This window comes from Pseudoroseomonas cervicalis ATCC 49957 (assembly GCF_000164635.1).
GTDB classification, from domain to species: Bacteria; Pseudomonadota; Alphaproteobacteria; order Acetobacterales; family Acetobacteraceae; genus Pseudoroseomonas; species Pseudoroseomonas cervicalis.
Genome location: NZ_GG770777.1, coordinates 1,593,522 through 1,605,241 on the forward strand (window position 1 = coordinate 1,593,522; position 11,720 = coordinate 1,605,241).

The 11,720-nt window shown below is 71.9% G+C and carries 12 protein-coding genes and 1 pseudogene; 8 read left to right on the plus strand and 5 right to left on the minus strand.

The genetic code is table 11. The annotated features are described in order from the left end of the window. Nucleotides 1-346: 346 nt before the first annotated feature. The 4 genes from HMPREF0731_RS06860 (at nucleotide 347) to HMPREF0731_RS06875 (ending at nucleotide 3,315) form a co-directional block, all read left to right on the plus strand. Entirely contained in the window at nucleotides 347-544 is a 198-nt protein-coding gene (locus HMPREF0731_RS06860; RefSeq protein ID WP_007003333.1) for a twin transmembrane helix small protein, read from the plus strand. Nucleotides 545-683: 139 nt separating this feature from the next. After that, on the plus strand, nucleotides 684-1,430 hold the full coding sequence (locus HMPREF0731_RS06865) for an electron transfer flavoprotein subunit beta/FixA family protein (RefSeq protein ID WP_007003334.1): 747 nt from the start codon (nucleotides 684-686) through the stop codon (nucleotides 1,428-1,430). A 2-nt stretch (nucleotides 1,431-1,432) separates the two neighbouring features. Beyond that, entirely contained in the window at nucleotides 1,433-2,362 is a 930-nt protein-coding gene (locus tag HMPREF0731_RS06870) for an electron transfer flavoprotein subunit alpha/FixB family protein (protein WP_007003335.1), read from the plus strand. A gap of 74 nt (nucleotides 2,363-2,436) precedes the next feature. Then, nucleotides 2,437-3,315, plus strand: coding sequence for a 3-hydroxybutyryl-CoA dehydrogenase (locus HMPREF0731_RS06875; RefSeq protein WP_007003336.1), 879 nt, complete (start codon nucleotides 2,437-2,439; stop codon nucleotides 3,313-3,315). A 67-nt stretch (nucleotides 3,316-3,382) separates the two neighbouring features. Here the strand turns inward: HMPREF0731_RS06875 and HMPREF0731_RS06880 are convergent, their stop codons facing one another. Beyond that, nucleotides 3,383-3,889, minus strand: a complete 507-nt coding sequence (locus tag HMPREF0731_RS06880) for a pyridoxamine 5'-phosphate oxidase family protein (protein WP_040611998.1) — start codon at nucleotides 3,887-3,889, stop codon at nucleotides 3,383-3,385. 121 nt (nucleotides 3,890-4,010) lie between these two features. Between HMPREF0731_RS06880 and HMPREF0731_RS06885 the strand changes: the two genes are divergently transcribed. Next, the gene (locus HMPREF0731_RS06885; protein ID WP_040612000.1) at nucleotides 4,011-4,793 is read left to right on the plus strand and encodes an enoyl-CoA hydratase/isomerase family protein; all 783 of its coding nucleotides are present in this window, start codon (nucleotides 4,011-4,013) and stop codon (nucleotides 4,791-4,793) included. A 189-nt stretch (nucleotides 4,794-4,982) separates the two neighbouring features. Here the strand turns inward: HMPREF0731_RS06885 and HMPREF0731_RS26345 are convergent, their stop codons facing one another. Beyond that, nucleotides 4,983-5,678, minus strand: coding sequence for a CBS domain-containing protein (locus HMPREF0731_RS26345; protein WP_281015345.1), 696 nt, complete (start codon nucleotides 5,676-5,678; stop codon nucleotides 4,983-4,985). Nucleotides 5,679-5,849: 171 nt separating this feature from the next. On the opposite strand from HMPREF0731_RS26345, the gene HMPREF0731_RS06895 reads away from it, so the two are divergent. The 3 genes from HMPREF0731_RS06895 (at nucleotide 5,850) to HMPREF0731_RS06905 (ending at nucleotide 9,582) form a co-directional block, all read left to right on the plus strand. Continuing rightward, nucleotides 5,850-6,824: a TAXI family TRAP transporter solute-binding subunit gene (locus tag HMPREF0731_RS06895; protein WP_007003340.1), complete on the plus strand. Its 975-nt coding sequence runs from the start codon at nucleotides 5,850-5,852 to the stop codon at nucleotides 6,822-6,824. Continuing rightward, on the plus strand, nucleotides 6,821-8,872 hold the full coding sequence (locus tag HMPREF0731_RS06900; RefSeq protein ID WP_007003341.1) for a TRAP transporter permease: 2,052 nt from the start codon (nucleotides 6,821-6,823) through the stop codon (nucleotides 8,870-8,872). The genes HMPREF0731_RS06895 and HMPREF0731_RS06900 overlap by 4 nt, the downstream gene beginning before the upstream one ends. A gap of 101 nt (nucleotides 8,873-8,973) precedes the next feature. Beyond that, complete coding sequence (locus HMPREF0731_RS06905) at nucleotides 8,974-9,582, plus strand: YjbF family lipoprotein (protein WP_007003342.1); 609 nt, start codon at nucleotides 8,974-8,976, stop codon at nucleotides 9,580-9,582. On the opposite strand, the gene HMPREF0731_RS06910 is transcribed toward HMPREF0731_RS06905, so the two are convergent. The 3 genes and pseudogenes from HMPREF0731_RS06910 to HMPREF0731_RS24105 form a co-directional block, all read right to left on the minus strand. Then, on the minus strand, nucleotides 9,563-10,624 hold the full coding sequence (locus HMPREF0731_RS06910; RefSeq protein ID WP_007003343.1) for a glycosyltransferase family 4 protein: 1,062 nt from the start codon (nucleotides 10,622-10,624) through the stop codon (nucleotides 9,563-9,565). The genes HMPREF0731_RS06905 and HMPREF0731_RS06910 overlap by 20 nt on opposite strands. Nucleotides 10,625-10,696: 72 nt before the next feature. Next, a complete protein-coding gene (locus HMPREF0731_RS06915) occupies nucleotides 10,697-11,470 on the minus strand; it encodes an FkbM family methyltransferase (RefSeq protein WP_007003344.1) in 774 nt (257 codons plus the stop codon). Next, a pseudogene (locus tag HMPREF0731_RS24105) lies at nucleotides 11,467-11,720 on the minus strand (VOC family protein); the annotation flags it as partial. The gene HMPREF0731_RS06915 and the pseudogene HMPREF0731_RS24105, both read right to left, overlap by 4 nt.

The following is an 11,720-nucleotide window of genomic DNA, read 5'->3' on the forward strand; positions in this document are numbered from 1 at the left end:
TGCGCAGCAGCTCGGCGCGGCGGGCGTCGTCCCGCAGCAGGCCGAGCAGGCGCTGCGCCTCCCCGGCTGGCAGCGGGGCAGCCTGGGCGGCGGGGGCGGCGCCATTGGCGGGGGAGGTCTGGGCGAAAGCCGGCAGGCTCCAGCTCAGCACCAGCAGCAGGAGGGGCAGGAAGCGCATGGCGCGCAGCGGAAGCCCAGCCGCCCCCGCATGGTCAAGCCCCTCTTTTGCAACGCCGCGTCACCGGCACCCTGCCGGCCCGTCCAGAAGATGAAACAATGGCCATCTTGCCGCCCGCCCGCCCCCCGCCCGGCTTGCGGGGCGGCCAAACCGCGCTAACTGGCGACCATGCAGACCTTCCTCTCCATCCTGCTCGGCCTGGCCATGTTCGGCACGCTGGGCGTCATGCTGGCCGGCATGCTCGGGCTGGTGCGCGGCGACGACAACGGCGCCCGCTCCAACACGCTGATGCGCTGGCGCGTCGGGCTGCAGGGCCTGGCCCTGCTGCTGTTCGTCCTGCTGATGCTGAGCATGGGCCGGGGCTGAGCCCCCTCACCTTGCCTCCGCATCCCGGCGCGCCTAGGCTCGCCACCGCAACTGCACAATGCCCCTCGCGGGGCAGCGGGGCGGGCCATGCCAGGGCCGCCCCGGACCGGAACCGAAAAAAGCAGGACACGGCCAGGCGATGAAGCTCCTCGTCCCCGTCAAGCGGGTGGTGGATTACAATGTGAAGGTCCGCGTCAAGGCGGACGGCACCGGCGTCGAGACCGCCAACGTCAAGATGTCGATGAACCCCTTCGACGAGATCGCGGTCGAGGAAGCGGTCCGCCTGAAGGAGAAGGGCGCGGCCACCGAGATCGTCGCCGTCTCCATCGGCCCGGCCCAGGCGCAGGAACAGCTGCGCACCGCGCTCGCCATGGGCGCCGATCGCGGCATCCTGATCGAGGCCGAGGGCTGCGAGCCTCTCGGCGTCGCCAAGCTGCTGAAGGCGGTGGTCGAGCGCGAGCAGCCCGGCCTCGTCATCATGGGCAAGCAGGCGATCGACGACGACATGAACGCCACCGGCCAGGCGCTGGCCGCGCTGCTCGGCTGGGCCCAGGGCACCTTCGCCAGCAAGGTCGAGCTGGACGGGCAGAGCGCCAAGGTCACCCGCGAGGTCGATGGCGGGCTCGAGACCGTCAGCCTGAAGCTGCCGGCCATCGTGACGACCGATCTGCGCCTCAATGAACCCCGCTACGCCTCCCTTCCGAACATCATGAAAGCTCGGAAAAAGCCGCTGGAGACGATGAAGCCGGCCGATCTCGGCGTCGACGTCACCCCGCGCCTGACCGTGCTGAAGGTCGAGGAGCCGCCGAAGCGCCAGGCCGGCGTCAAGGTGGGCTCGGTGGCCGAGCTGGTGTCCAAGCTGAAGACCGAAGCGAAGGTGATCTGACCATGGCCGTCCTCGTCCTTGCCGACCGCAGCGGCGCGACCGTCAGCCAGCCGACCCGCAGCACCGTCGCCGCGGCCAAGCAGATCGATGCCGAGGTGCATGTCCTGGTGCTTGGCGGCGCCGAGGCCGCCGCCGCCGCGGCCAAGCTCGACGGCGTCACCAAGGTGATCACCGCCGAGGGCCCGGCCTATGAGCACGGGCTGGCCGAGCCCGCCGCCGCCCTGCTGGTGGCGCTGGCGCCGAACTACAGCCACCTGCTGGCCCCGGGCAGCGCCATGGGCAAGAACATCCTGCCGCGCGCCGCCGCGCTGCTGGATGTGCAGATCATCACCGACATCGCCGGCGTCGAGAGCCCGGACACCTTCCGCCGCTTCATCTATGCCGGCAACGCCCTGGCCACCGTGAAGACGGCCGACGCCAAGAAGGTGATGACGGTGCGCGCCGCCTCCTTCGACCCGGTCGCGGCCGAGGGCGGCTCGGCCGCCATCGAGCCGGCGCCCGGCGCCGCCGACCCGGCCATCTCCAGCTTCGTCGGCGCCGAGATCGCGCAGAGCGAACGCCCGGAGCTGACCGCCGCCCGCATCGTCGTCTCCGGCGGCCGCGCCCTCGGCTCGGCCGAGAACTTCGCCATCATCGAGCGGGTGGCCGACAAGCTCGGCGCCGCCGTCGGCGCCTCCCGCGCCGCGGTCGATGCGGGCTATGCGCCCAATGACCACCAGGTGGGGCAGACCGGCAAGATCGTCGCGCCGGAACTCTACATCGCCGTCGGCATCTCGGGCGCCATCCAGCACCTGGCCGGGATGAAGGACAGCAAGGTCATCGTCGCCATCAACAAGGACGAAGAGGCGCCGATCTTCCAGGTGGCCGATTACGGCCTGGTCGGCGACCTGTTCAAGATCCTGCCCGAGCTCGAAGGCGAGCTGGGGAAGTAAGAAAGTAAGGCCGGGGGGACAGGGTCCCCCCGGACCCCGCCTTCAGTTTGGCGCCCCCTTCCAGGAGAGATCTCGTGGCGGATATCCAGTCGGTCGGCGTCATCGGCGCCGGGCAGATGGGCAATGGCATCGCCCATGTCGCGGCCCTCGCCGGGCTGCCCGTGGTGCTGGTCGATGTGAACCCGGCGGCGCTGGAAAAGGCCCTGGCCACCATCGCCAAGAACATGGACCGGCAGGTGGCCAAGGGCGGGCTGGACGCGGCGGCCAAGGACGCGGCGCTGGGCCGGATCACCACCGGGACCGAGATGGCGGCGCTCGACGCCTGCGACATCGTCATCGAGGCGGCGACGGAGCGCGAGGAGACCAAGCTCGCCATCTTCAAGTCGGTCTCGGCGCTGCTGAAGCCGGAGGCGATCCTGGCCTCCAACACCTCCTCCATCCCCATCACCCGTCTGGCGGCGGCGACCGACCGGCCGGAACGCTTCATCGGCATGCACTTCATGAACCCGGTGCCGGTGATGAAGCTGGTGGAGATCATCCGCGGCATCGCGACCTCGGAGGAGACCTTCGCCGCCGTCGCCGCCCTGGCCGAGCGCATGGGCAAGACCACGGCGGTCGCGCAGGACTACCCGGCCTTCATCGTCAACCGCGTGCTGATCCCGATGATCAACGAGGCGGTGCAGGCGCTGCAGGAGGGGGTGGGCGATGTGCGCTCGATCGACGCCGCCATGAAGCTCGGTGCCAACCACCCGATGGGGCCGCTGGAGCTGGGCGATTTCATCGGCCTCGACACCTGCCTGGCGATCATGCGGGTGCTGCATGAGGGCATGGGCGACAGCAAGTACCGCCCCTCGCCGCTGCTGGTGAAGTATGTCGAGGCCGGCTGGCTTGGCCGCAAGGCGGGCAAGGGCTTCTATGATTACGCGGTGACCCCGCCGAAGCCGACCCGCTAAAGGCGGGTGCAGGGGACCCTGTCCCCTGCTGGGGGAGTTTGAGGGGGCAAAGCCCCCTCAATCTGTCTTAGCGGAACGCCACCTTGGCGTTCTCGCCGGTATGCGCCGGCTCGCCGGTGGCGAGCGCCTTGGCGTAGCCGAAGGCGAAGCGCAGGGTGGACGACACGCCATCCCAGTATTCCGCGCCCTCGATCTCGACCGCGATCAGCCCGACATCCGCGCCTTCCGGCCCTTCCGGCAGCCAGGTGCGCATCGGCTCGGCCCAGAGCTCCTTTTTCTTGGCCGCGTCGGTGACGATGCGGGCGCGCCCGGAGAGCGCGACATAGTCCTGGCTCTTCACATCGGCATAGCCGAGCAGCACGCGCGAATCGGCCTTCAGCTCGGCCACTTTCGGGCTGTCCATGCGGGTGAAGAACCACAGGGTGCGGCCATCCTGGTCGGGGCCGATGCCGCGCATCGGGCGGCCGCGCAGGCGCCCCTGCTCGTCGATCGTGGTCATGATGGCGGTGCCGATGCCCGAGATCATCTCGCGCACCTTCATGCGCATCTCGTCCTCGTTGCGGTCGCTGTGCATGGGGTCCTCCACTTCTGTCGGCAGGAGAACCCGGCCGCCCCCGCCGGGGTTGCGGCCTCGCGCCCGGTTGCGCGGCGCGGCGATTGACAGGGCGGCGCCGCGCCCGCACCGTTCCGCCACCATGCCGAACCCCCATCTGCGCGTCAGCCGCACGGGTCCGGTCGCCACGGTGGTGATCGACCGAATCGAGAAACGCAACTGCCTCGACCTGCCGATGTGGGAGGCGATGGCGGAGATCTTCACCGATCTCTCGGCCGATGATTCCCTGGGCTGCGTCATCCTGCGCGGCGCGGGGGAGGAGGCGTTCTGCGCCGGCGCCGATATCGGCCGCTTCGGCCAGGACCATGGCGGGCGGGCGAAGGACGAGCGCTATGCCGGGGGCCTGGGTGGCGCCATCGCCGCCATCCGCGATTGCCGCCACCCCGTGGTCGCCGCCATCGCCGGCTGGTGCATGGGCGGCGGCGCGGCGCTGGCCACCGCCTGCGATTTCCGCGTGGGTGGCGAGGGCGCGCGAATCGGCATCCCGGCCCGCAAGCTCGGCATCTGGTATCCGCATGCGGCGCTGGACCTGCTGCTCGGCATCGTCGGTTATCCGGTGGCCTGCGAGCTGCTGATCGAGGGGCGGGTGCTGGAGGGGGCGGAGGCGAAGTCGCTCGGCCTGCTGAACCGCTGCGTGCCTGATGCCCAGGTCTTCGCCGAGGCCGAGGCGCTGGCGGCCAGGATCTGCGAGGGCGCGCCTTTGTCCAACCGCTTCCACAAGCAGGCGCTGCGCGCGCTGCGTGGCCCGCTGCCCATCCCGGCCGAGACGCTGGCGCAGGCCGGCCGCTACACCGAGACCGAGGATTTCCGCAACGCCGTGCAGGCCTTCCTGGAGAAGCGCCGCCCGGTCTTCGCCGGGCGCTGAGCCGGCGGGCATGGAAAAGGCGCCGGGGCCTTGCCGCCCCCGGCGCCGCGCTGGTCCCCGGAAACCCCCGGGAGGGCCCGTGGCGGCCCGGCCTGCCTGGCGGGAGTTCGGCAGGTCCGGGCCGCGAACGGGATGGCGAGACCGGGAGGATGCCCCTTCCCCCCGGCCTCCCCGCTCTCGCCGCGACCGTCAGGCCGCGGCGAAGAGATGGGTCGGCAGGGGCTGGGTCTTGTCGACCACGCCCTTCACGCCGGGAATCTGTTCGGCCAGCACCTTCAGGCCGCGCTGCACGGCGGGGCTGCGGCTGAAGCCGTGCAGCTCGACGATGCCGTCCTTGACGTCGACCAGGGTGAAGAAGGTCTCCGCCCAGGGCTCGCGCTTGATCGCGGCCAGCACGGCGCGGCGCAGCCGCTCATCGGAGTAGTCGCCCGCCTCGACCGGCGGCGCCACCAGGGCGCGCAGCAGGTCGGCCCGGCTGACCACCCCGCGCAGGCGGCCCTGCTCCACCACCAGCACGCGGCGGATATGCTTCTGCTCCATCAGCTCGGCGATGGCCGAGACCGGGGTGGCGGGCTCGACCGAGATGGCGCCGATGGTCATCACATCGGCGGCCGTCGCGCCATGGGTGCTGGCATAGCGCTCGGCCATGCGGTCGAGATCGGCGAAGAGCTGGCGCATCAGGCTCATCGGCTGGTCGTGCCCGGCCAGGCGGCGGATCAGGTCGGCCTCGGTGACGATGCCGAGCACCGCGCCATCGGCGGCCAGCACCGGCACGGCGGAGATGCCGCGATCGGCCAGCAGCTGGGCGATGGCCAGGACCGGCGTCTCCGGCGGCACGGTGACGACATCGGGGGTCATCAGGTCCTTGGCGGTCAGCGGGCTCATGGTCGCCTCCTCTGGGGTGAGGCCACTCTGCCCGCGGCGGGCCGCGCAAACCTTGATCCGCATCAACTCCGCTGGTGAAAGCAAAAAAAACCGCCGCCCCACGCCGCGCTTCCGCAGCCCGGCCGGCACGGTCTAAGCTTCCGGTCCAAGAATGAAAAACTGGGAGGTTCCATGTTCGGCCTGACGCGGCGCGGCCTGCTCGCCACGCTTTCCCTGCCCGCCCTCATCCCCGCCGCCGCCCGCGCCCAGGCGCGGCAGCTCTCGATCGCCACCGGCACCACGGGCGGCGTCTACTATCCGCTGGGGGGCGGGCTGGCCAATCTGCTCTCCCGCCAGGTCGCCGGCCTCTCGGCGACGGTGGAGGTCACCGGCGGCTCGGTCGCCAACCTCCAGCTGCTGGGCGCCGGGCGGGCGGATGTCGCCTTCTCCCAGGTGGATGCGGCGGTGGACGCGGTGCGCGGGCTGGAGCGCTTCCGCGGCCGCCCCGTGCCGGCGCGCGCCATCGCCGTGCTCTACACCAACCGCATGCAGGTGGTGACCACGGCGGCCAGCGGCATCACCACGATCGAGGGCATGCGCGGCAAGCGCGTCTCCACCGGCGCGCCGGGCAGCGCCACCGAGGTGATGGCCTTCCGCCTGATCGAGGCCGCCGGCCTCGACCGCGACAAGGATTTCCGCGCCCGCGAGCGGCTCTCCCCGGCGGAGAGCACCAATGCCGTCAAGGATGGCAAGCTCGACGCCTATTTCTTCGTCTCCGGCGTGCCGACCAGCGCCATAACCGATCTCGGCGCCTCGCCCGGCGTGCAGATCCTGCTGATCGACCATGACCAGTTCATCCCGAGGATCGTCGAGAAATACGGCCCGGTCTATTTCCCCGAGGTGATCGCGCCCGGCACCTATCCCGGCCAGTCGGCGCCGAACCGGCAGATGTCGGTGGCCAACATCCTGGCGGTGCGCGAGGACATGGCCGACGCCCAGGTGGAGGAGCTGCTGCGCACCGCCTGGGACGGGCGGCAGGAGCTGGCGCAGGTGCATGCCGAGGGGCGCAACTTCACCCTGGAGGCGCAGAAGAGCGCCGCCGCCGGCATCCCCTGGCACCGCGCCGCCGAGGCCTTCTGGACCGCCCGCGGCGCGAAGCTGGCATGACCCGTCCCTCGCCGGGGCCGGAGGCCCATCCGGCCCGGCCGCTGCACACCACCGGCCACATGCTGCCGCCCGAGATCCCCGAGGGCGCGCTGGACCAGGCCACCGCCGCCCGGGTCGAGGCGCTGATCGAGGAGGAGGAGGGCGTCCAGCACCGCTTCACCGGCTGGCTCGGCCATGCGGTGACCGGCCTGGCCGTGGCGATGAGCCTGTTCCACCTCTGGGCCGCCTGGGACATCGTGCCCACCACCACGCTGCGCTTCGTGCATGTGGGCTTCGCGCTCGCCCTGGCCTTCGTGCTGTTCCCCGCCGCGCGCCGCTTCCGCAACCGGCTGATGCTGTGGGACGTGGCGCTGCTGGCGGCGGGGCTCTACTGCACCTGGTACCTGATCGCCGGCGGCGACGACCTGCTGGACCGCTACGTCTTCCCCGAGCCGATGGACCTGGTGGTGGGCTGGCTGCTGGTGGCGCTGGTGCTGGAGGCGACGCGCCGCGCCACCGGCTGGATCATGCCGGCGGTGGCGCTGGCCTTCCTGCTCTACGCCTTCTACGGCAACCACCTGCCGCCGCCCTGGGCGCATCGCGGCTATGACGCGGCGCGGCTGATCCCGCACCTGACCATCACGCTGGAGGGCATCTACGGCACGGCGGTCGATGTCTCGGCCACGCTGATCATCCTGTTCACCCTGTATGGCGCCATCCTGCAGGCCAGCGGCGCGGGCAAGTTCTTCGTCGATTTCAGCTTCGCGCTGACCGGCGGGCGGCCCTCCAGCGCCGGGCGCACCGTGGTGCTCTCCTCCTTCCTGCTGGGCGGCCCCTCGGGCTCGGGTGTCGCCACCACCGTCACGCTCGGCACCGTCGCCTGGCCGATGATGAAGCGCGTCGGCTACCGCGCCGACGATGCCGGCGGGCTGCTGGCGGCGGGCGGCCTGGGCGCCATCATCTCGCCCCCGGTGCTGGGGGCGGCGGCCTTCCTGATCGCCGAATACCTCAAGATCGGCTATCTCGACGTGCTGCGCATGGCGGTGATCCCGACCCTGCTCTACTACGCCTCGCTGCTCTTCATGGTGGAGCTGGACCAGCGCCGCCTCGGCCCCGCCGGCCCGGCCGAATCCATGGCGGTGACGCCGGCCGGGCAGCTCGCCCGGCGCTACGGCTTCCACTTCTCCTCACTGGTGGCGATCATCGTCTTCATGGCGCTGGGCTACAGCGCGACGCTCGCCGTGCTCTACGCCATGCTGGTCGCCGTGGTGCTGTCCTGGCTGCGGCAGGAGACGGCGATGACGCCCGCGCGGCTGATCCAGGCCCTGGCCGGCGGCGCCATCCAGGCGGTGGGCATCGCCGCCACCTGCGCCTCGGCCGGCATCATCGTCGGCTGCATCACCCTGACCGGGCTCGGGCTGAAATTCTCCGAGATCGCCATCCAGGCGGCCGGCGGCAGCCTGGTGGTGACCGCCCTCTACACGGCGCTGATCGTCTGGATCGTCGGCCTCGCCGTGCCGGTCACCGCCAGCTACATCATCTCCGCCGTCGTCGCCGCGCCCGCGCTGATGAAGCTCGGCGTGCCGGACTACGCCGCGCACATGTTCGTCTTCTACTACGCCGTGCTCTCCGAAGTTTCGCCGCCGACCGCGCTCTCGCCCTTCGCCGCGGCGGCGATCACCGGGGCCGGGCCCTACCGCACCACGCTGCAGGCCTGGAAATACACCTTGCCGGCCTTCGTCCTGCCCTTCGTCTTCGTCACCGACCCGGAAGGGGTGGGGCTGCTGCTCGCCTTCGCCCCCGGCATGGGCTGGGGCGACGTCGCCTGGCAGGTCTTCCTGGCCGCGGCCGGGCTGGCGGCGCTGGCCGCCGGCTGCCAGGGCATGGCCCGCCGCGCCCTGCGCCCCCTGGAGCGGGTGGGCTTCCTGCTGGCCGGGCTGCTGATGGTCTTCCCCGCCCTGCTGCCGGCGGCGATCCCGGCACCGCACTGGATCGGCATCGGCCTCGCCGTCGTGTTGCTGCTGGCGCAAGCCCCGGCCGGGCGGCGCCAGGCACGGGCCGGGCCTTGAGGGGGCTTCGCCCCCTCAAACTCCCCCAGCAGGGGACAGAGTCCCCTGCACCCGCCTTCAGGGGGCTGGTGGCGAAGGGGCGCCATATTTATAACGGAGACGTGATAAAAACCCTTCCACTGCTGCTGCTGCTGGCCGGTTGTGCCGCGCTGCCCTGGGGCACGGCGCCACCGCGCGAGGAACGCGCCGAGCCGCTGCCCGAACTCGCCGCCAGCGAGGACGACACGCCCAGCCTGCGCCTGTCCTGGCCCGGCGGCAGCGCCATCGCCCTGCTGATCCAGCAGAATGGCGAGACGCGGCTGTGGCGCAGCCAGGGCGGGGTGGTGGTGGCGACCGAGGGGGCGCGCATCACCGCCACCGCCGGGCTGCGGCAATGGATCGCCGCCAGCCGGCTGGACGGGCCGGACCCGCTGGAGGAACCGCTCTCGCTCGCCGCCCGCCCGGCCACGCTGCGCCGGCAGCTCGACCTGATGGACAGCCGCCGCCAGCCCGAGGGGATGCGCTTCGGCGTGGCGCTGAACTGCCGCCTCAGCGCCGCGCCGCAGGGCGACGCCCTGCTGCTGAGCGAGCGCTGCCACGGCGCCGGCACCCCCGGCTTCACCAACCGCTACTGGGCCGACCCCGCCACGGGCGGCATCTGGCGCTCCGAGCAATGGGTGGGCGAAGCCGGCATGATGCGGATGGAAGTGATCACCCCGCCTTCCAGCTGAGCCCGGCGCGGCGCGCCCGCAGCACCACATAGCCCAGCCAGAGCAGCTGCACCGCCAGCGGCGGCAGCACGATCAGCGGCTTCAGCGCCGGCGGCAGCCGCAGGAACAGCAGCGCCAGCGCCACCTGGAACAGGGAAAAGCCCCAATGGATGGCGGCGACGCGGCGGGCGGGGAGGCCGCTGCGCTGCGCCATCTGGAACAGGTGGGTGCGGTGCGGCGCGCTGATCCGCTCGCCCATGCAGGCGCGGCGCAGGATGGTGAAGCCGGTGTCGAACAGGATGGCGAAGAGCAGCAGCGGCACCAGCAGGAAGGAAAGCTGCGCCACGTCGAGCCGCGCCGCCGCAACCCCCAGCACCGCCAGCATGAAGCCCAGGAACTGGCTGCCGACATCGCCCATGAAGATGCGCGCCGGCTTCGCCAGGTTGAAGGGCAGGAAGCCCACAATGCCGGCGCCCATGATCAGGCAGGCGGCGTAGATGAACCAGCCGCCCTCCTGCACCGCGATCACCCCGAGCCCGGCGCAGGTGATCAGCAGCGTGCCGCCGACCAGCCCGTCCAGCCCGTCCATGAAGTTCACCGCGTTGGTGCAGGCGACGATCCAGAACAGCGTCAGCGCCACGCCGAACAGGCCGAGCGGCACGATGCCGACCACCGGCAGCGCCAGCCGCTCGATCACCAGCCCGCTGGCGATCGCCACCAGCGCCGCCAGCGCCTGCGCGCCCAGCTTCACCACGAAGCGGAAATCCCGCATGTCGTCGAGCAGCGCGACGATGCCGATCGCCACCGCCGCCAGGATCACGCCGATGAAGCGGTGCTCCGCCATGCGGGCGAACTGCGCCACCTGATAGAGCACGATCATGCCGACGATGAAGGCGCAGACGATGCCGACCCCGCCGCCCTTCGGCGTCGGCCGCGCATGCGCCTTGCGGTGGTCCGGGTGGTCGAGGATCGGGAAGGCGATCATCAGCCGCACCAGCGCGGCGGAGAGCAGCGCCAGCAGCGCCGCGAAGGCCAGGTGCTCGAGGAAGGCGTGCAGGGTCATGCGGGGAGGCCTGGGGATGTCCGGTGCGGCGGCGCCGCTGCGGGCGCGGGGGGGAGCGCGGCGCGGCGCGGCTCAGGCGGTGACGCGGGGCGGCTCGAGCGAGGCATAGACATCGCCGGAATTCACCGAATCCGGCAGCGCCTCCAGCCAGCGCGCCAGGGTGCCGGCATGCACCGGGGCGGGCAGCGCGAAGCGGTGCTCCTCGCCCACGCAAGCATTGAAGCTGTAGTCGCCGAGCCCCTCCAGCATGCGCAGCGCGTCCAGCGCCACGCGCCGCTGCAGCGTGGTGAACTCGAAGGAGAGCGCGCGCACCGGCTTCGACAGCCCGGCCAGCACCGAGGCCTCGTAGCCCTCGACATCCAGCTTGATGAAATCCGGCACGCCCTGCGCGTCGGCCAGCGCGTCGAGCGTGGTGACGGGCAGCGACACGGCGCCGTCCCACACCTCCCCGCGCCAGCCCTCGGCCGCGGCGGCGGCCTTGATGAAGGCTTCCGAGGCGGTGGCGACGGTCGGGTTGGCGGAGTTCAGGTGCAGCCGCCCCGTGCCCTTCTGGCTGCCGCACAGGCTGTGCACCACGCTCACCCCGGCATCGGCGCGGAACAGCAGGCGCAGCAGCCGGGCCAGGCGCGGCTGCGGCTCCACCGCCACGGCGCGGGCGCCCAGCCGCCGGAAGCTCGCCGTGCGGTCGCCGACATGCGCGCCGATGTCGAAGCCGAGTTCGCCCGGGGCCAGGAAGCGGCCCAGGAAGGCGTCCAGCCGCGCCGCCCGCCCCTCGGCATAGTAGGTGCGCAGCGAGCGGCCGATGGCGGCGGCCTGCGGCGCCACGCTGTGGCGGCCGGCGCTCATGCGGCGAAGACCAAAGCGGCGCCGCCGGCCAAAGCGGGCGGCACCATCAGCCCGCCGGGCACCGGCCGCAGCGCTTCGCCGAGGCGGGCGCGGATCGCGGCATTGCCGTCATCGGTGCGGATCACATAGCCGGCCAGGAAGGGCAGCGTGGGCGCCTCGACCCCCGGCAGCACGGCGGCCAGCGCCTCGGGCGGCAGGATGCGCACGCCGCCCTGGGGCAGGCGCAGCGCGTAGCCGCCGGCCGGGTCGG